This window comes from Aestuariirhabdus litorea (assembly GCF_003864255.1).
Classification (GTDB): Bacteria; Pseudomonadota; Gammaproteobacteria; order Pseudomonadales; family Aestuariirhabdaceae; genus Aestuariirhabdus; species Aestuariirhabdus litorea.
In genome coordinates, this window is the sequence record NZ_QWEZ01000002.1 from 833,414 (window position 1) to 852,586 (window position 19,173).

Here is a 19,173-nt window from a genome sequence, read left to right on the forward strand (position 1 = left end):
CCTCAGTCCGGTAACAGGGATTCGTTGGCGATCTGCTGGGCAAAGGTTTCCCGATGACGCACCAGGTGCAGCTGATCACCGTCCACCATCACTTCGGCGGCGCGATTACGACTGTTGTAGTTGGAGCTCATGGTAAATCCGTAGGCCCCGGCACTGCGTACCGCCAGCAGGTCGCCGGGTGACAGCACCAGCTCGCGCTCCTTGCCGATAAAGTCGCCGGTCTCGCAAATAGGACCCACCAGGTCATAGCTGCGGGGCTCCCCGTCCGAGCGGGGTTTGACCGCAATAATCTCCTGCCAGGCGCGGTAGAGTGCGGGGCGGATAAGGTCGTTCATGGCGGCATCGACGATGGCGAAGTGCTTGCCGCTGTTCTCCTTGAGGTACTCGACCCGGGTCAGCAGGATGCCGGCGTTGGCGGCAATGGAACGGCCCGGTTCGAGAATCAGCTGCAGGTCGCGCTGGCCCAGGCGCGCCAGCACGGCACTGGCGTAATCGGCCGGTTGCGGGGGCTGCTCGCCCTGGTAGCTGACCCCGAGGCCTCCCCCCAGGTCGAGGTGCTTGATCTGGATGCCGTCCTGCTTGAGCTCGTCGATCAATGCCAGCAGGCGATCCAGGGCGTCGAGGAAGGGGTCGAGTTCGGTGAGCTGGGAGCCGATGTGGCAATCGACCCCGCAGATCTCGATATTGGCCAGGGTTGCGGCGTGACGGTAAACCCGGGGGGCGACCTTGAAGTCGATACCGAACTTGTTCTCCTTGAGGCCGGTGGAGATATAGGGGTGGGTATGGGCGTCCACATCGGGGTTAACCCGCAGGGAGATTGGCGCCCGGACTCCCATCTCGGCGGCCACCTGCTGTAGGCGCTCCAGCTCCGCCTCGGACTCGATATTGAAGCAGTGGATGCCCACCTCCAGCGCACGGCGCATCTCGTGAGCCTGCTTGCCGACACCGGAGAAGATGATGCGCGAAGGCTCGCCCCCCGCCGCCAATACCCGCTCCAGCTCGCCGATGGAGACGATATCAAAGCCGGCTCCCAGGCGGGCCAGGACATTGAGCACGCCAAGGTTGCTGTTGGCCTTGACCGCGTAGCAGATCAGGTGAGGATGGTTGGCCAGGGCCTCGTCGTAGGCCTTGTAGTGGCGCTCAAGGGTAGCCCGTGAGTAAACGTAGCAAGGGGTATCGAACTGGGCAGCGATCTCGCTGGCGGCGACCTGTTCGGCGAACAGTTCCCCGTCTCGGTAGGTGAAGTGATCCATTAAGGTGTCAGGCCTTGGCAGTTACTGTTGAACGGAGGGGGCAGGCGTATACGCAGCCGGCGCTTCGGGCAGGTAGAGGGGGCCTTTCTGGCCGCAGCCGGTCAGAAGCCCGATTGCCAGTAGCAGGGGCACAAACGTACGCATCATGGTCGATCTCATCCAACAGTGAATAAAGGGTTTGGTGCCACAGTATACCCGCAGTCGGTTACCTTGCCTACGCTGCCTGGGGGCGTGTTAAACTCGCTCCAGCGCAGGCCAAACCAGGATCGGAGTCCAGGCTAATGAGTGAAAGCAGCACAAACCAATTGCTTGATGAGTTGATGATGGCGATCGAGGATGCGATCGAAGAGGCGGGGCTGGATATCGACTACGAGACCGCCGCCGGTATCCTTACCCTGACCTGCGAGGAGGGTAGTCAGGTGATCCTCAGTCGCCAGGCCGCCAGTGGCCAGTTGTGGATGGCGGCCCGCAGCGGCGGCTTCCACTTCGAGCGTGACGAACAGGGGGAGTGGCGCTGTACCCGCAGCGGGGAACCCTTCAGGGCGATGCTCAACCGCTGCCTCAGTGAGCAGTCGGGAGAGCCGGTCGATCTGAGCTGGTGAGCTTCTTCAGCGACCCTGCTGCTGGGCCTGGTCCAGCAGTGCCTCAATCTCCCACTTGCGCTGCAGGTAGTGGATCGATTGCAGGGGTTGCTCCCCCGCCTGCAGGGGAAGGTCCACGTCGGTGATGTAACAGGGGTAGCGCTCGCGCCCCTGGCGCTGCTGCACAATGTACTCAGCAGCGGCTTCCAGCTGCTGCTCGTCATAGGCAAAGGGGCTGAATTCGCGTTCATCGCAAAAGATGCTCAGCCGTTCCGCCTCCTCGCTATCGAGTTCAATAATCACCTGCACCTCCAGATAGGGGCGGTCACTCTGCTGGGGGGGGGTTACCCGACGTAACTGGCGTGCAACGAAGTCGCTGCGGGCATCAATTTCGTAGAACTCGATCGAGTCGCTGGTCAAGACCCCCTCGGGGTGCTCTGGATGGGCGTTGAGGCGGAAGATGACCCGCTGCAGGAAGCGGTAGATCTGCACCAGTACCGGCTGCAGGTCGTGGTGGTGAATGGTCTGGTGCAGCAGGGAGCCGCGCTCGTCGAGGAGGTAGAGCTGGATCGGGTTGCGGTCGCTGGGAGGCTGGTAGAACAGCTGGATACGGCCTGCCTCGTTACGTCCCAACAGGAGCGAGAGGAGGCTGTCCCTGAGGGCGTAGCGATCCACCAGGATGGGGCTGAACAGCGGTTGCGGCTGTCCCAAAAACTCAATCAGCGCGGCCTCATTCTCGAGGCTGCGGAGGGTGGTCTGCGGAAGCTGCTGCAGCACGTGGAAGTGGTGTTCGACCTGCAGTATATAGCGGGAGGGGGCGCTCTGGTTGCCCAGCAGGTGACGGCCAATGTCGGCAAACAGTTCGTTGACCCGATCCTGGATCTGCTGCGCGCGATTACGGCAGTAGCAGCGGATCACCAGCTCCGGGGGTTCGGTGCTGTCGCACTGGCTGAGGTACTCGCGCAGGCAATGGAGCAGGGCTTCGGGGCCCTCAAAGCGGGTAGTGGTCCACTCATTCCAGCTGTTGACGGACAGCTGGTCGATGGTCAGGACGTGGTTGGCACGCAGGGCACTGAAGCCGAGTGAATCGGTACGGTTGCTGAGCAGGTGGAAATTGCGCCGGCTGCTGTCGGCCATCGGGTCGGTGCCGACATTGACCAGCATCAGCACGCGGCTCGGCCGGCTGGGCTGCAGGTAGGTGTCGTCGTCCATGGGCGCATAGAAGACCGGCAGGTGTTTCTTGAGCGCCTGCAGTAGCAGTTGCAGCTCGTGTTCGGTGAGCGCGCTGTTGCCAGGGAACAGCGACAGGTGGGTGCTGCTGTCGATCACCTTGTTGAAGTGGCACCAGCCCAGCAGGCTGACCAGCGAGGGGGCCTGTTTGAGAGGGGGTTGAAGATCCAGTTCATGGTGCTTGAGGGCACCCCGAAACAGTTGCCACTCCGCAATCTGCCCCTCACGGTAGACCAGGGTGAGGTTGGACTCGGCCATGTCCCCCGAGATGCCCGGGTTGATGCGCGGAAGCTTATTGGCGCGGCGCTCGAAAGCGGCGTATAGGCGTCGCCCCAGCAGCTGCATATCCCGTTGTGAAATCAGGGTGCCACTGTCCGCATCGCGGCTGTACTGGCTGAGAAAGCGGTAGCTGTGCATCAGCTGTGAGACCAGTATGGCGCGCTCGTTGGCAACCCGGTCGACCTTCCACTGGTGATGGCGGTCCAGGTCAGCGAGCGTATCCGGGTCCCATTGCCAGTCCTGAGTGAGCTGCTCCATCACCCCCCGCTGCCAGGAGCGGGAGCGGCGTGGGCGCTGGCTAAGCCGTTTACCAACCTTGAAGTAGAGGGCCTTGCGCACCAGCTCAAGCCGTTGCCACTGCGCCTTGTTGCTGAGGTAGGTTTCCAGCTTCCGGTAGAGCAGGATGTAGGGGTCGAGGGCATCGAGCGACTCCTCGCCCTGATAGACCCGGCGCTTGAAGGTCATGCTGATCAGTTCATCGCTGCGGCTGGCGTAGAGCTCAGTCAGCATCAGTTTGAGCACCGATTTGAAGGGGGACTCAAGTCCTTTGAACATCTGCCAGAGACCGGCGCCGACAAACTCCCCGGCCGGGATTTCGGTAATGCCGCCAAAGTCGACCGTCTCATCAGCGGCGATGTAGCGCTGCTCCCGCAGCCGCCCGGCAAAGTGGTCGTACTGGGCCTCGTCGCCGGGGGGGATCAGCCACCAGATCGGGTAACGCCCCGCCAGTAGCAGGGCGGTACGGTAGAACTCATCGAGGAGCAGGCTATGTTGTGAGCTGCCGCAGTCGTCCCCCGACAGCTCCGATTGGTGCTGGCGGTTGCGGAACTTCTCATCGTCCATCAGGAAGAAGTGGACTTCAAGATTGAAGGGCTGGGCCCACTTCTCAAGCAGCGTGCATTTGTGCTGTAGCTCAACACGTTCACGCTCGCTGAGATCGGGGGCGTGGCAGACCCAGATATCGAGGTCGCTGCGGCCGCTGTGGGCCAGGCTGCCGCAGCTGCCCATCAGGAACAGACTGTAGATGCGGCAGGGGCGTCCGGGCTTGCGACGGTAGCGGAAGCTGCGGGTCAGGCGGTGCGCCTCGTCCAGCACCGACTTGTCGGGCTCGTAACGGGAGATCCCGGCCGGGGTCTGGTAGGAGACAAAACCCGGCAGTAGCGGGTGGTTCTCCATAAACAGCAGCGGCAGAAGGTCGAGGAACAGCTGTTGGCGCGTCGCAAGCGCAGCGCGCGCGCGCAGCAGGCGTCCCTGGTTGATCTCCATAAACCGCTGCTGGATGCGTTTGAGGGTCTTGCGATCGACGCCGCCCTCGAGGCTATGGATCAGCGCTTGGTGTTGGCTCATGGCAACAGTATAGGTGGCACCGCCCCGAGTCTGTGGCGGGGCGGCGCTCAGGCCTAGGCGCGGGCCGCGAGTTGCGCGCGGGCGGTGGCAACCGCGCTGCGAACCTGGGCCGGGGCGGTGCCGCCGATATGGTCGCGGGCGTTGACCGAGCCCTCCAGGGTCAGTACGTCGAACACGTCACTGGTGATGGTGTCGGAGAACTGCTGCAGTTGCGCCAGCTCCATCTCGGCCAGGTCGAGACCGGTTTTGACCCCCAGGGCGACCGCCTTGCCCACCACCTCGTGGGCGTCGCGGAAGGGCATCCCCTTGCGCACCAGGTAGTCGGCCAGGTCGGTGGCGGTAGAGAAACCGCGACGAGCGGCTTCGCGCATCTGCTCGCCCTTGGACTGGATCGCGGGCACCATGTCAGCGTAAGCCCGCAAGCAGCCCTTGAGGGTGTCCACGGTATCGAACAGCGGCTCCTTGTCCTCCTGGTTGTCCTTGTTGTAGGCCAGGGGCTGGGATTTCATCAGAGTGAGCAGGGCGATCAGGTGGCCATTGACGCGTCCGCTTTTGCCCCGAACCAGCTCCGGCACATCGGGGTTCTTCTTCTGCGGCATGATGCTGGAACCGGTGCAGAAACGGTCTGGCAGGTCGATGAAGTCGAACTGGGCGGAGGTCCAGAGCACCAGCTCCTCCGACATGCGCGACAGGTGGGTCATGATGAGGCTGGCGGCGGCGCAGAACTCGATGGCGAAATCACGGTCGCTGACCGAGTCCAGGGAGTTGGCGGTGGGGGCACTGAACTCCAGCAGCTCAGCACTGTAGGCGCGGTCAATCGGGTAGGTGGTGCCGGCCAGGGCCGCCGCTCCCAGTGGAGAGTAGTTGAGGCGAGCACGGCAGTCGCTGAGGCGGCCGTAGTCCCTTGAAAGCATCTCGAACCAGGCCATCAGGTGGTGACCGAAGGTGACCGGCTGGGCGGTCTGCAGGTGGGTGAAGCCGGGCATGATGGTGTCGGCTTCGCGCTCGGCCACCTCCAGCAAACCCTGTTGCAGGCGGGTGATTTCAGCCAGCAGGAGGTCGATCTCGTCGCGCAGGTAGAGGCGGATGTCGGTGGCGACCTGGTCGTTACGGGAGCGACCCGTATGCAGCTTCTTGCCGGTGATGCCGATGCGGTCGGTGAGGCGAGCTTCGATATTCATGTGGATATCTTCCAGCTCGATCGACCAGTCGATCTCGCCGCGTTCGATCTCGCCACGAATCTGGTCGAGGCCCTCGATGATCGCCTTGAGCTCTTCGTCGGAGAGGACACCGACCTTGTTGAGCATGCGGGCGTGGGCCTGGGAGCCCCGGATATCCTGGGCATAGAGGCGCTTGTCGAAGTCGATCGAAGCGGTGAATCGGGCTACAAAGGCGTCGGTGGGTTCGTTAAACCGGCCGCCCCATTGCTGGTTGGTCTTCTGCTCGTCGCTGCTCATGCTGCTTCCTTGGTCTTGAGGGCTCCGCTTGGCCCCGCAGGGTGAAAAAATCCGGACAATTATATCAGTTTTGCGCATTGGGTGATGGGTATTGGTAGGGAGGCTTTGCATTGCACCCCCCGGCCTGTAATCTGCCGGATATGGAAGGGAATAACCGCCATCGCCAAGGAGCCGAACAGCAGGATTTTTTCCTGCCCGATCTCTGTCGCACCCCCGTTGTTCTGGCGCTGATCCTGATCACCGAGCTTCTGGTGCTGGTGGAGGTGCTGGCGGCCTCCTCCAGCCAGGGAATCGACTGGGATTACTTGGCGATCTCGTCGCTTTTCGTGCAGTGGATCATGCTCAGCAGCACGGCCCTGTTGTGTCTGTTGCGGGACTGGCTCAGTCGCCGGCCGCTGTCCCAGGCGGTGATGGTGTGCCTGCTGCTGGTGAGCCTGGTGACCCTCTGTTTTTCCCTCGCTTCGCGCTGGTTGGTGCTGCCCCTGCCGCTGAACGCCTTCTGGTTCAACCTCGAACTCTGGCCGCTGCTGCGTAACCTCCTGATTGCCCTTATCATCACCGGCATGGTGCTGCGCTACCTGTACGTGCAGCACGAGCTGCACCGCCAGCAGAAGGCTGAGTTGCAGGCGCGTTTGCAGTCGTTGCAGTCGCGTATACATCCTCACTTTCTGTTCAATAGCATGAACAGCATCGCCAGCCTGATTGCGGTTGACCCCGATAAGGCGGAGCAGGCGGTGATCGACCTGTCGGAGCTGTTCCGGGCCAGTTTGCAGCAAGGCATTAGCGAGGTGACGCTGGGGCGTGAGCTGGAGTTGTGCCGCCAATATCTCAGAATCGAGCGACTGCGGCTGGGGGAGCGCTTGCGGGTGGAGTGGAAACTGGCTCCGGAGTGCGAAAGGATGCCGGTACCGCCCCTGACCCTGCAGCCGTTGCTGGAGAATGCGATCCTCCACGGGGTGCAACCGCTCACGGAGGGGGGCACGGTCACCGTTGCCGGTGAGTACCGCCGGGGTGTGCTCAACCTGAGGGTGAGCAATCCGATGCCAGCAGGTAGCGCAGCCGGGGGGGCGAGTGGAAACCGGATCGCCCTCGCCAATATTGAGGATCGCCTGCGGGCGCTGTATGGGCAGGGCGCTAAGATGACCCGGATCAAGGAGCATCAGCAGTACACGGTGTGGTTAAGTTATGCCTGCCAGCCCCTGGAGGAGCGGGTCGGTGAAGGAGGAGCCCGGTGAAGGTACTGTTGGTCGACGATGAACACCTGGCCCGTGACCGCCTGCGCCGCATGGTGGAGCAGTGCGATGGTTACGAAGTGCTGGACGAGGCGGCCTGCAACGGTGAGCAGGCGATCACACTGGTGCAGCGTTACCATCCCGATGTGGTGTTGATGGATATTCGTATGCCCGGCATGGATGGCATGGAGGCTGCGCGTCATCTCTGTGCCCTGCAGGCGCCCCCGGCGGTGATCTTCTGTACCGCCTATGGCGAATACGCCATCGAGGCCTTCGAGGTGCAGGCGGTGGGTTATCTGCTCAAGCCGGTGAGGCAGGAGGCGTTGCAGAAGGCGCTTGAAAGCGCCCGCCGTGCCAACCGGGTGCAGCTGGCGGCCCTCTCCCAGCAGCAGGAAGGGACAGGGCAGCGCTGCCATATCAGCGCGCGTACCCACAAGGGGATCGAGCTGATTCCCCTCGCCGATGTGATCTGCTTTGTCGCCGACAACAAGTATGTGACGGTGCGCCACAAAGGGGGAGAGTTGCTGATCGACGACACCCTCAAGGAGCTGGAGTCGGAGTTTGGTGAGCGCTTTGTGCGCATCCATCGCAACGCCCTGGTGGCCTGCGGGGCCATTGACCGGCTGGAGCGGACTCCCCAGGGACACTACCAGCTCTACCTTGAGGGGCAGGAGGAGCCCCTGCAGGTGAGCCGGCGCCATGTGGCGGCGACCCGGCGCCTGATGCAGCGCCTCTAGCGCCGGACGGCCACCTGAAACAGAACCTGGGTCAACGATTGCAGCTTTGCGCCCCCGCCAAGGGTGCGTAATGGCGGACCCTGCCGTATCATAGGGCGCTTCTTGTCAGAGTGATTAATTGTTGGAATCAAACGTGAAAAAGATCCGTATTGCGACCCGAAAGAGTGCACTGGCGTTGTGGCAGGCCGAGCACGTCAAAAGCCGTCTGATGGCCGCCCACCCCGGGCTGGAAGTGGAGCTGGTGGCAATGACCAGCCGTGGTGACCGCATCCTCGATGCTCCCCTGGCCAAGATTGGCGGCAAGGGGTTGTTCGTCAAGGAGCTGGAAACGGCGATGCTGGAGGGGCGTGCGGATATCGCGGTGCACTCCATGAAGGATGTGCCGATGGACTTCCCCGAGGGGCTTGGCCTGGCAGTAATCTGCGAGCGTGAGGACCCCCGTGATGCGTTCGTCTCCAACACCTACGCCTCCCTCGATGAGCTTCCCCAGGGCGCGGTGGTGGGCACCTCCAGCCTGCGCCGCCAGTGCCAGCTGCTGAAGCTGCGTCCCGACCTCACCATTAACTTCCTGCGCGGCAACGTCAACACCCGCCTGGCTAAACTCGATGCGGGTGAATACGACGCCATCATCCTGGCGGCAGCCGGCCTGATCCGCCTGGAGTTCAAGGATCGCATCAGGGACTTTATCGATATCGAGCAGAGCCTGCCCGCCGGAGGCCAGGGGGCCGTCGGTATCGAGTGCCGCATGGACGACAGCGCAACCCTTGAGCTGATCAAGCCCCTCCACCACCAGCTGACTGCCAACTGCGTTTTGGCCGAGCGCGCCATGAACAAGCACCTGCAGGGGGGCTGTCAGGTGCCGATCGCCAGCTTTGCCCTGCAGCAGGGTGAGGAGATCTACCTGCGTGGGCTGGTCGCCCGTCCCGATGCCAGCACCGTGCTGACCAGCGAGCTGCGCGGTCCGGTGGCGGAGTGCGAGCGGGTTGGTGTGGATGTGGCTGAGGACCTGCTCAGCCAGGGGGCCGGTGAGATCCTTGCCGAGCTCTATCACGACTGAGATGGCCGCGCTGCAGGGGCTGCGGGTGCTGGTCACCCGTCCCGCTGAGCAGGCAGAGCGTCTGGGCAAGCGGTTGTGCGCTGCCGGGGCCCGCACTCTTCTGCGTCCCCTGATTGAGCCGCGGGCGCTGGCCGAGAGCGACGCCGTGCGGGGCACAATCCTCGATCTCGACCGCTTCCAGAAACTGATCTTTATCAGTCGCCCTGCTGCCCGCTTTGGGGGTGAGCTGATCGACCGCTACTGGCCGCAACTGCCGATGGCCATTGACTGGTTTGCCATCGGCGGAGGAACCGCCGAGGAGCTGGCTCGATTTGGGGTCGATGCCGGCTTTGCACAGGCGGGAACCGACAGCGAGGCCCTGTTGAGCCTGCCGGAGTTCGCCAACCTGTGGGGGCAGCGTATCCTGCTGGTCAAGGGGGTGGGGGGGCGTGAACACCTGGCCGAGCAGATGAGCGCCCGCGGTGCCGAGGTGATTGAGCTGCCGGTCTATGAGCGTTACCCGATCGACTACGACCCGCAGGTGTTCTCCCACGAGTTGGCGGCACAAGGGATCAATCTGGCGATCGCCACCAGTGGCGGTATCGCCGAACGGCTGCTGGAGCTGGTGGACAGGGAGCGGCGCGCTTCAATCCACTTGCTGGTACCGAGCCTGCGGGTGGCCCAGTTAATGGCGGATCGGGGCTTTGCGTCGGTATCGGTCAGTGACGGAGCGGGAGATTCAGCCATAATGGAATCAGTGCAGCACCTGGCATTACAGGTGAAGGCAGGACAAAGCTAACAGGGGATACCATGAGCAAGAAGCGTGGACAGCAGGATAGCGAGCAGCCCTCGGAGCAGGAGAACACCGAGCGATCGACCGGCGAATCAATCGAATCATCCCGGCCTGCGGTGGGGGCAGGGGATGCGCCGAGTGCCTCCCCCCAAACTACCGCGGCGGTAGCCGAGCCTGAACCGGCCGCGTCCGAGCCCTTATCCGCACAGCCCTCAGCCATGGCCGGGGAAAAGGTTGCGCCTGTCAGTCACCGCCTCTGGCTAGCCCTGCTGGCTCTCCTGCTGGCGCTGGTCGCCTGTGGAGGGGTGGTGGCGCTGGTCTATATGGATCGCAATATCCAGTATTACCTCGAGCACCGTACCTATCCTGCCAGCGGTGAGCAGCTCAATGAGGGGCTGAAAAACCTCCAGTCACGCATTGATGCGGACAGCCGCGCCCTGCGCCAGGAGTTGTCGACCCTGTCGTTGCGTGCCGATGAGCAGGGCCGCTTTGAGCAGCGACTGCAGGCGGCCATCGATGCCTTTGCCCAGGATAGCCAGCGGCTACAGAACCAGCTCAACGAGTTGCAGCGGACCAGCCGCGAGGACTGGCAGTTGGCCGAGGTGGAGTATCTGCTGCGACTGGCGAACCAGCGCCTCTTAACCGAGGGGGATGTCACCGGTGTAGAGGCCCTGCTCAGCAGCGCCGATCGCATTGTGCGCGAGCTGGATAATGTCTCCCTCTTCCCCGTGCGCGAAGCGCTGGCGGCGGACCTGGTGGCGATTCGAGCGGTACCCCGGGTGGATCGCGAGGGGGTCTATCTGCAACTGGCCGCACTGTCTCAACAGTCGATGTCCCTGCCGCTGCTGCCAGTGGGTGGTTACCAGCGTACACAGCCTCCCGCCCCGGAGACGGTCATCGATGGGGATGCCCCCCTGTGGCAGCGTTTGATGGTACGGGCGCAGGCGAGTTTTGAGCGGTTCAGTGGTTATTTCCGCCTTAATACCCAGCGCAGCGAACCCCTGCAGGAGCTGCTGACCCCGGATGAAGAGGTCTACCTGCGACAAAACCTGCGGCTGATGATGGAGCAGGCTCAGCTGGCGCTGCTAAAAGGCCAGCAGCGAGTGTTTGATAGCAGCCTGAGCGCCAGCCTGGAGTGGCTCGAGCGTTATTTCTCCCACAATACCCAGGCCGCCCTCTCCATGGTGCAGCAGATTGAGCAGTTGCAGCGCTTGCAACTGGATCCCGAGCGGCCCGATATCAGCGGTTCGCTTAAGGCGATCAAGGCGTTTAACGAGCAGCTCCATCGTCGCGGGGGTGCCCAATGAAATGGTTCCTGATGCTGCTGCTGGCGCTGTTTGTAACGGCGCTGGTGGCCAACGGTATGGTGCTGGACAACGGCTACATTCTGATCGCTTACGGGGACACTACCTTCGAAACCACCCTCTGGATGGGGTTGGTACTGGTGCTGGTGTTGTTCGCAGCCCTGTGGGTAATCCGTGCGCTACTGTGGGTGGTCCTCGGATCTTTTAACCTGGTGGTGCCGGTAACGGCGGGCAGTCGCCGGCGCCGGGCCCGAATCAACGCCTCCCGTGGCCTGCTTAACCTGATCAAGGGTAACTGGCGCACCGCGCATCGGCAGCTGGGAAAAGCGGCGGCGGAAGGGGAGTCTCCTCTGGTGAACTACCTGGCGGCGGCCCGCGCCGCCCACCTGATGGGGGATGAGCCCCTGACCGGTGAGTATCTGCGCCGTGCCGATGCCGAGGTGCCGGGGGCCACTGTAGCGGTAGGCATTACCCAGGCCCAGCTGCACCTCTCCAGCGGTCAGCTCGAGCAGGCGTTGGCGGCCCTTAACGAGCTGCGGCGCAAGGTGCCGAGACACCCCTATATGCTGAAGCTACTGGTGCGGGTTTACTACCGCCTGCATGAGTGGGAGAGCCTGCAGCGGCTGCTGCCCATCCTGGAGCGCCACCGGGTGCTGCCCGCGGAGGAGATATCGAAGCTGCAGGGGGAGGCGTACGAGCAACTGTTTTCCCAGGCCTGCGAGCGGGGGTTACGGGCCGGCAAGGATGAAAACCGCCTGCAGCCAGTGGATGCACTCTGGGATAGCCTGAGCCGTAAGCAGAAGCAGGATGAACGGCTGGTTGAGCACTGCGCCCACTGCCTGATCCGACTGCAAGCATGGGACCGGGCCGAGCAGCTGCTGTCGAGTGTGCTGCGCCGCCGCTACAGTGATCGCCTGATGGCGCTTTACGGGCGGGTACGTAGCAGCGATGCTGCCGCCCAGTTGATCAAAACCGAGGGGCTGTTGAAGGAGCACCCCGATAACCCGGTGCTGCTGATTGCCCACGGCCGGATCTGTTGCGCCAATGAGCTGTGGGGTAAGGCTCGTGAGAGCTTCGAGCGCAGCCTGAAACTGTCCCGCAGCACCGTTGCCTGCAATGAGCTGGGACAGTTGCTGGCCCAGCTCGGCGAGCACGAAGCCAGTACTCGCTATTTTCGAGAGGGGTTGGAGCTGGCGACGCGCCAGCCCTGACAGCAGAGTACCCTGACCGGGTTTGCCTAACCCTGGCGGGGGGCGTAGTCAAACACATCAGAGTGGATGCGGGAGGGTTCAACGCCCGCCTCCACCAGATCGTCAAAACTGGCGTAGACCATCTGCGGAGATCCACAGATATAGAAATGGGCGTCTCCAAGCTGCTGCAGGTCCTCGACCACCGCATGGTGCAGTGCCCCGCAGCGTCCCTCCCAGTCGGCGTCTACCTCATCGCTGATCACCGGGTGAAAGGTCACCCTGTGCTGCTGGGACTGCTGGGACCAGCGGTAGGGTAGCTCCGCCATATAGAGGTGCTCAACCTTGCGCACACCCCAGTAGAGGTGAAGCGGCAACAGGTGCTGCTGTTCAAGGCAGTGTTCGATCATCCCCTTCATTTGGGCAAATCCGGTGCCGGCGGCGAGGAACACGAGAGGGGTTGGGGGGATCGCCTGCAGGTGGCAGTTACCCTGTGGCAGCAGCACCCGTACGACCGGATTGTGCTGCACCTTTTGCAGGATGCGGTCCGATACCTCGCTGCCCGGCGCGTGCTGGATATGCAGCTCGATCTCCCGCTGGTGGGAGAGGCGCTCGGGGGCGCTGGCGATGGAGAAGGGGCACTGTTGGCCATCCTCCAGCTCCAGCATCAGGTACTGTCCGGCGTGAAAAACGGGAAGGTTTCCCGCTGGCGCCTTCAGCAGTACGCGGTAGACATTGTGGCTCAGTCGGTCGATGGATTGCACCTGGCAGGCCAGTGGGGTCATGCTTGATTCTCCTGGCCGCCTCAATCCTGGGGCGGCTATTTCAAGGTCGCTACGGGGGTAGCTGATACAGCTGTAGATGATCTGTGGACCTTCACTGGCTGAGCTGCGCTGGCCCTGACGGGATTCAACTTCGCCACGCAGCAGTGTGGTCTCACAAATATAGCAGTTGCCGTTACGGCAGCTTGAGGGCAGTTGGTAGCCCTGTTGTCGCAGGTTTTCCAACAGGCTCAAGGCGTCATCGAGGAGGATGCTCTCCGACGAAGGGGCAATGCTCAGGCGATAACTCACGACTCGATGCCAAGCTCATCCCAGATTGCGTCAACCCGATCCTTGATCGCATCGCTCATGCGGATCGGTTCCCCCCACTCGCGCTCGGTTTCCCCCGGCCATTTGTTGGTGGCATCGAAGCCCACCTTGGAGCCGAGGCCCGACACGGGGGACGCGAAGTCGAGGTAGTCAATGGGGGTATTATCGACAAATACGCTGTCGCGGCGAGGGTCCATGCGGGTGGTCATGGCCCAGATCACGTCGTTCCAGTCGCGGGCATTAACGTCCTCATCGCAGACAATAATGAATTTGGTGTACATGAACTGGCGCAGGAAGGACCAGACTCCCAGCATCACCCGTTTGGCGTGCCCCGGGTATTGTTTACGCAGGGTCACCACCGCCAGGCGATAGGAGCATCCCTCCGGAGGCAGGTAGAAGTCGACAATCTCCGGGAACTGCTTCTGCAGGATGGGGACAAAGACCTCGTTCAGAGCTACCCCAAGCACCGCCGGTTCATCGGGTGGACGGCCGGTATAGGTGCTGTGGTAAATCGGGTCGCGACGGTGGGTGATGCGCTCTACGGTAAAGACCGGGAAGCGATCCACCTCGTTGTAGTAGCCGGTGTGGTCGCCAAAGGGGCCTTCATCGGCCATCTCGTCGGGGTAGATATGCCCCTCCAGCACGAACTCGGCGCTGGCAGGTACCTGCAGGTTATTGCCGAGGCACTTCACCAGTTCGGTCTTGCTGCCTCGCAGCAGGCCGGCAAAGGCGTACTCCGACAGGCTGTCGGGAACCGGCGTTACCGCCCCCAGGATGGTGGCTGGGTCGGCACCCAGTGCCACGCTCACCGGGAAGGGTTCGCCCGGGTGCTGCTGTTGCCAGTCACGGAAGTCGAGGGCGCCGCCACGGTGGGAGAGCCAGCGCATGATCAGCTTGTTGCGGCCAATCAGCTGCTGGCGATAGATTCCCAGGTTCTGCCGCTCCTTGAGGGGACCGCGGGTGATCACCAGGGGCCAGGTGACCAGCGGGGCGGCGTCGCCGGGCCAGCAGGTCTGGATCGGCAGCCTGTGCAGGTCAACCGCATCGCCCTCGATCACCACCTCCTGGCAGGCCGCCTTGCGGACCACCTTGGGGCTCATGCTCAGGACTTTCTTGAACAGGGGCATCTTTTCGAGGGCGTCGCGCACCCCTTTGGGGGGCTCCGGCTCCTTGAGGTAGGCCAGTAGCTTGCCGATCTCGCGCAGCGCATCAACCGACTCCGCCCCCATGCCCAGGGCCACCCGCTCGGGGGTGCCAAACAGGTTGGCCAGCACCGGTGTGTCAAACCCCTTGGGGTTTTCAAACAGCAGGGCGGGCCCTTTCTGGCGCAGGGTCCGATCGGCGATTTCGGTCATCTCGAGGTAGGGGTCCACCTCAAGCTGGATCCGCTTGAGTTGGCCCCGCTCCTCGAGCTGGCGCAGGAAGTCACGCAGGTCGCGATAGTTCATCGGTCAGTGCCGTGCCGGAAGGTCTCCTGTCCGCGCTATTTGCGCTTCATGGACAGGAAGAACTCCTCGTTGGTCTTGCTGTCTTTCATGCGGTCCAGCAGGAACTCGATGGCGGCAATCTCATCCATCGGATGCAGGATCTTACGCAGGATCCAGATTCGCTGCAGCTCCTCTTCGGGCACCAGCAGGTCCTCGCGGCGGGTACCGGACTTGTTGATGTTGATGGCCGGGAACACGCGCTTTTCGGCGATGCGGCGGTCGAGGTTAAGCTCCATATTACCGGTGCCCTTGAACTCCTCGAAGATCACGTCGTCCATCTTGGAGCCGGTCTCCACCAGGGCGGTGGCAATGATGGTCAGGCTGCCGCCCTCCTCGATGTTACGGGCCGCACCAAAGAAGCGCTTGGGGCGCTCGAGGGCGTGGGCATCGACACCACCGGTCAGTACCTTGCCGGAGGAGGGAATAACGGTGTTGTAGGCACGGGCGAGACGGGTGATGGAGTCGAGCAGGATCACCACGTCCTTCTTGTGTTCCACCAGGCGCTTGGCTTTCTCGATCACCATGTCGGCCACCTGCACGTGGCGTGCGGGGGGCTCGTCGAAGGTGCTGGCTACCACCTCGCCGCGCACGGAGCGGGACATCTCGGTCACCTCCTCCGGACGCTCGTCGATCAGCAGTACGATCAGGTGGCAATCGGGGTTGTTGCGAACGATATTGGCAGCAATGTTCTGCAGCATCAGGGTCTTACCCGCTTTGGGCGGGGAGACGATCAGGCCGCGCTGGCCCTTGCCGAAGGGTGCGACCAGGTCGATGGTTCGCGCGGTCAGGTCTTCGGTGGAGCCGTTACCGGCCTCCATTACCAGTCGCTCGTTGGGGAACAGGGGCGTCAGGTTTTCGAACAGGATCTTGTTCTTGGCGTTTTCCGGCTTATCGAAATTAATCTCGCTGACCTTCAACAGGGCGAAGTAGCGTTCGCCATCCTTGGGGGGGCGGATCTTGCCAGAGATGGTGTCGCCGGTACGCAGGTTGAAGCGTCGAATCTGGCTGGGAGAAACGTAGATATCGTCGGGACCGGCCAGGTAGGAGCTGTCGGCAGAACGGAGAAAGCCGAAGCCATCCTGCAGGATCTCCAGTACGCCATCCCCATAGATGTCCTCACCGCTGCGCGCGTGGCGCTTCAGAATGGTAAAGATGACATCTTGTTTGCGGGAGCGGGCGAGGTTGTCGAGGCCCATTTCGGTAGCGATATCGAGCAGTGCCTGGACGGGTTTTTTCTTAAGTTCGGTAAGATTCATAGTGGGTACAAAGAGAGTGTTATGGAGCTGTGCGGAGATCCGGCAGCAGCGGAGAGTTCCTGAGGTCAGGTGGAGTCTGCAGGAGTGGTTGGTGTTTTTATGTGTTTCTTATGAAGGTGCCGCAGGAGCGGCGGAAGGTGTAGCGGCAATCTACCACTGAAAAGGGGTGGAGTCCAGTACCGGGCCCTATTTGTGGCCTGCGTGAAGTTGCCCCGAACCCAGAGGGAACGGGGCCTGCGTCCTCAGATATTGCTGTCGAGGAAAGCGGTCAGCTGGGACTTGGAGAGGGCGCCTACTTTGGTGGCCTCAACATTGCCCGCCTTGAACAGCATCAGGGTCGGGATGCCGCGCACGCCGTACTTGGGCGCGGTCGCTTCGTTTTCGTCGATGTTGATTTTGCAAACCTTGAGCTTGCCTTCGTACTCTTTGGCAACCTCGTCGAGTACCGGCGCGATCATTTTGCAGGGGCCACACCACTCGGCCCAGTAGTCGACCAGTACGGGGCCTTCGGCTTTAAGGACTTCATCATCAAAAGACGCATCGCTCACGTTGACGATATGTTCGCTCATCTATTCATCTCCGGTTTGCAGGTTTAAATTTTATCCATGATAGCATCGCTCCTTTGGCGGGCATAGGGCGCCCAGGTTTCTGATGCAAAGAGGTTTTACTCTGTTAAGCTAATATGGCTCCGTTTGTGGCTATTTCAAGTCCGTAGGGGCTGGCGACAGGGTCTGTGTGGTGACGGGAGAGCGGTGTATTGATGGGAAATCAACAAGCGATGGAAACTCAGGCAGTAAGGCAGGATGACAAGACGCCTGGCCTGATCGCTGCCATAGACCTGGGCTCCAATAGCTTTCACCTGATTGTGGCCCGTTATGAGGAGGGTGAGATTCGCCCCATTGAGCGGATCGGTGAAAAGATACAGCTGGCGGCGGGTATCGATGAAGAGGGCAACCTGGACCAGCGCGCCATGCGCCGGGGATGGGCCTGCCTGCGGCGTTTTTCCCAGTACATCGAGGGGATGAAGCCCGACCTGATCCGAATCGTGGGTACCAAGGCGTTGCGGATGGCCAGGAACCGCCGGGTGTTTACCCGTACCGCCGAGTCCATCCTGAAATGCCCGGTCGAGGTGATCAGCGGCCGGGAAGAGGCACGACTGATCTATTTGGGGGCCTCCCATACCCAGTCGGACGACCATGGCCAGCGGTTGGTGGTGGACATTGGCGGGGGGAGCACCGAGCTGATTATCGGTGAGCGCTTTGAGCCCAAGCTGCTGGAAAGCCTGCATATGGGCTGTGTGGTCTACAGCGCGCGCTTTTTCCCTGACGGAGTGATCACGGCGGAGCGTTTCGACCAGGCCTACTATGCGGCGCGTCTGGAGGTGCTCAATGTGCTGAAGAACTACCGTCGCATGGGCTGGGACGAGGTGCTGGGCTCATCCGGCACCATTAAATCCGTCGAGCAGGTGCTGGTGGCGGGCGGTGTGACCCAGCAGGGGATCACCCGCGCCGGCATGGAGACCCTGCGCCAGCGGGTGATCGAGATCGGCCACGTGGACCAGATTCAGCTGGAAGGGCTGAAGCCGGACCGCGCCAATATCTTTCCCGCCGGGCTCGCCATACTGACGGCTGTGTTCGATGCCCTGCGGCTTAAGCGGATGCAGTATTCCGATGGTGCCCTGCGAGAGGGGCTGCTCTACGACATGGTGGGCAGCCAGCAGCACGAGTATGTGCGTGAGCGGACGCTCAACGCCCTGATGCGACGGTACCGGGTGGACAAGAAGCACGCGCGCCGGGTGCGAAAACAGGCGCTGGTCTGTTTTCGGCAGGTGGCGGAAAGCTGGCGCCTGGGGGCCTACGAGCGAGAGATACTGAGTACCGCGGCCTGGTTGCACGAGCTGGGGATGGCGGTCTCCCATACCCGTTATCACAAGCACGGTGACTACCTGGTTCGTCACTCCGATATGCTCGGATTTACCAGCTACGAACAGCGCGCCATTGCACTGCTGATTCGGGGTCACCGGCGCTCGTTGCCGATGCATCTTTATGAAAATATGTCGCCCTACTACCGTGAGCGTGTGGTGCGGCTGACGATCCTGCTGCGGCTGTCGATTGTGCTGAACCATATCCGCAGTGAGGACACGCTACCCGAATACCAGCTCAGTGTAGAGGGGACCCGGCTCACCCTTGACCTGGGCAGCGGCTGGTTGCATGAACACCCCTTGATCCGCGCCGATTTTGCGCGCGAGGTGGAGCGGCTGGCGGTGGCGGGGTATAGCCTGCTGGTGCAGTAGGGGTTACCTGTTTCCTTTCCCCATTTAAGGCGAGGGTCCAGTGTAGGAAGCGGCTTGGTGGGGTGTTGGCCTGCAGGCCGTCCTGCACTCCTAGTCTGGCGACTGGCATTTTGTCGGGATGCACCCCGACGGGTGCCTTAAGGGGGCGACCAGCGCCCCCTTAAGAATCCCCGCTGGGCCCCACCAACCCGGCCTGCGGCTGCGCTGCGCTATGGGCAAAGGGGGCGGGCGTTTCGAGGGGGCTCCTGCCCCCACGAAACGGCTCGACATCCTTGTCTCGCCCCTGCGGGCCTAATCGCCCCCTTTCCCCATTGCTCGCCGGCTTGCAGGGTAAAATCCGTTAAGCCTCTAAACTCAACTGTTGCACCAGAATCTCCCTACAGACCGGCATGGTACGAGCGGCTGAAAAATCCGCAAAAGCCGGTCTGCGCCGGTGGGTGAGGGTGGTGATGAAATAATCGCGACCGGTTTGGGAAACACGGCCGATACGTAGTTGGTTGTAAGACATCCTTGTCTCCAGCCCTTTGGCATCTCAAAACAGTTTAGGTTATCGGTTGCAGGTCGGGTGGGATGGGCTGTAGGTCGGGCTTCAGCCCGACAGTCCCATGGC

17 protein-coding genes are annotated in these 19,173 nt (G+C 62.2%); 8 read left to right on the plus strand and 9 right to left on the minus strand.

The window, feature by feature from the left end; translation table 11 throughout:
* Positions 1-2: 2 nt before the first annotated feature.
* Both lysA and lptM read right to left on the minus strand, forming a co-directional pair.
* Complete coding sequence (gene lysA, locus D0544_RS13965; RefSeq protein WP_125017183.1) at positions 3-1,253, minus strand: diaminopimelate decarboxylase; 1,251 nt, start codon at positions 1,251-1,253, stop codon at positions 3-5.
* Positions 1,254-1,274: 21 nt separating this feature from the next.
* Entirely contained in the window at positions 1,275-1,397 is a 123-nt protein-coding gene (gene lptM, locus D0544_RS13970) for an LPS translocon maturation chaperone LptM (RefSeq protein ID WP_207905932.1), read from the minus strand.
* A 137-nt stretch (positions 1,398-1,534) separates the two neighbouring features.
* Here lptM and cyaY point away from each other — a divergent pair, with 137 nt between their 5' ends.
* On the plus strand, positions 1,535-1,855 hold the full coding sequence (gene cyaY / locus D0544_RS13975; protein WP_125017187.1) for an iron donor protein CyaY: 321 nt from the start codon (positions 1,535-1,537) through the stop codon (positions 1,853-1,855).
* A 6-nt stretch (positions 1,856-1,861) separates the two neighbouring features.
* Here the strand turns inward: cyaY and D0544_RS13980 are convergent, their stop codons facing one another.
* Positions 1,862-4,690, minus strand: coding sequence for a class I adenylate cyclase (locus tag D0544_RS13980; RefSeq protein ID WP_125017188.1), 2,829 nt, complete (start codon positions 4,688-4,690; stop codon positions 1,862-1,864).
* 53 nt (positions 4,691-4,743) lie between these two features.
* Positions 4,744-6,147 carry an argininosuccinate lyase gene (argH, locus tag D0544_RS13985; protein WP_125017190.1) on the minus strand — a complete coding sequence of 468 codons (1,404 nt, stop codon included), beginning with the start codon at positions 6,145-6,147 and terminating at the stop codon, positions 4,744-4,746.
* Positions 6,148-6,287: 140 nt separating this feature from the next.
* Here argH and D0544_RS13990 point away from each other — a divergent pair, with 140 nt between their 5' ends.
* From D0544_RS13990 to D0544_RS14015, 6 genes are all read left to right on the plus strand, one after another.
* Positions 6,288-7,382: a sensor histidine kinase gene (locus D0544_RS13990; RefSeq protein WP_125017192.1), complete on the plus strand. Its 1,095-nt coding sequence runs from the start codon at positions 6,288-6,290 to the stop codon at positions 7,380-7,382.
* Entirely contained in the window at positions 7,379-8,116 is a 738-nt protein-coding gene (locus tag D0544_RS13995; RefSeq protein WP_125017195.1) for a LytR/AlgR family response regulator transcription factor, read from the plus strand. The genes D0544_RS13990 and D0544_RS13995 overlap by 4 nt, the downstream gene beginning before the upstream one ends.
* 133 nt (positions 8,117-8,249) lie before the next feature.
* Entirely contained in the window at positions 8,250-9,173 is a 924-nt protein-coding gene (gene hemC, locus D0544_RS14000; RefSeq protein WP_207905888.1) for a hydroxymethylbilane synthase, read from the plus strand.
* Positions 9,151-9,951 carry a uroporphyrinogen-III synthase gene (locus D0544_RS14005; RefSeq protein WP_164880937.1) on the plus strand — a complete coding sequence of 267 codons (801 nt, stop codon included), beginning with the start codon at positions 9,151-9,153 and terminating at the stop codon, positions 9,949-9,951. The genes hemC and D0544_RS14005 overlap by 23 nt, the downstream gene beginning before the upstream one ends.
* Before the next feature lie 11 nt (positions 9,952-9,962).
* Entirely contained in the window at positions 9,963-11,252 is a 1,290-nt protein-coding gene (locus D0544_RS14010) for a uroporphyrinogen-III C-methyltransferase (protein ID WP_125017199.1), read from the plus strand.
* Positions 11,249-12,460, plus strand: a complete 1,212-nt coding sequence (locus tag D0544_RS14015; protein WP_125017202.1) for a heme biosynthesis HemY N-terminal domain-containing protein — start codon at positions 11,249-11,251, stop codon at positions 12,458-12,460. Before D0544_RS14010 ends, D0544_RS14015 begins: the two co-directional genes overlap by 4 nt.
* 26 nt (positions 12,461-12,486) lie before the next feature.
* Here D0544_RS14015 and D0544_RS14020 read toward each other — a convergent pair whose 3' ends face one another.
* The 4 genes from D0544_RS14020 to trxA form a co-directional block, all read right to left on the minus strand.
* Positions 12,487-13,509 carry a 2Fe-2S iron-sulfur cluster-binding protein gene (locus tag D0544_RS14020; protein ID WP_125017204.1) on the minus strand — a complete coding sequence of 341 codons (1,023 nt, stop codon included), beginning with the start codon at positions 13,507-13,509 and terminating at the stop codon, positions 12,487-12,489.
* On the minus strand, positions 13,506-14,975 hold the full coding sequence (ubiD, locus tag D0544_RS14025; protein WP_125017206.1) for a 4-hydroxy-3-polyprenylbenzoate decarboxylase: 1,470 nt from the start codon (positions 14,973-14,975) through the stop codon (positions 13,506-13,508). The genes D0544_RS14020 and ubiD overlap by 4 nt, the downstream gene beginning before the upstream one ends.
* Before the next feature lie 35 nt (positions 14,976-15,010).
* Complete coding sequence (rho, locus tag D0544_RS14030) at positions 15,011-16,270, minus strand: transcription termination factor Rho (RefSeq protein ID WP_125017208.1); 1,260 nt, start codon at positions 16,268-16,270, stop codon at positions 15,011-15,013.
* 242 nt (positions 16,271-16,512) lie between these two features.
* Positions 16,513-16,839, minus strand: coding sequence for a thioredoxin TrxA (gene trxA, locus D0544_RS14035; protein WP_125017210.1), 327 nt, complete (start codon positions 16,837-16,839; stop codon positions 16,513-16,515).
* Positions 16,840-17,030: 191 nt separating this feature from the next.
* Between trxA and ppx the strand changes: the two genes are divergently transcribed.
* A complete protein-coding gene (ppx, locus tag D0544_RS14040) occupies positions 17,031-18,563 on the plus strand; it encodes an exopolyphosphatase (RefSeq protein WP_243647342.1) in 1,533 nt (510 codons plus the stop codon).
* Between the two features lie 340 nt (positions 18,564-18,903).
* On the opposite strand, the gene D0544_RS17195 is transcribed toward ppx, so the two are convergent.
* Positions 18,904-19,071 carry a hypothetical protein gene (locus D0544_RS17195; RefSeq protein WP_164880938.1) on the minus strand — a complete coding sequence of 56 codons (168 nt, stop codon included), beginning with the start codon at positions 19,069-19,071 and terminating at the stop codon, positions 18,904-18,906.
* Between the last annotated feature and the right edge of the window lie 102 nt (positions 19,072-19,173).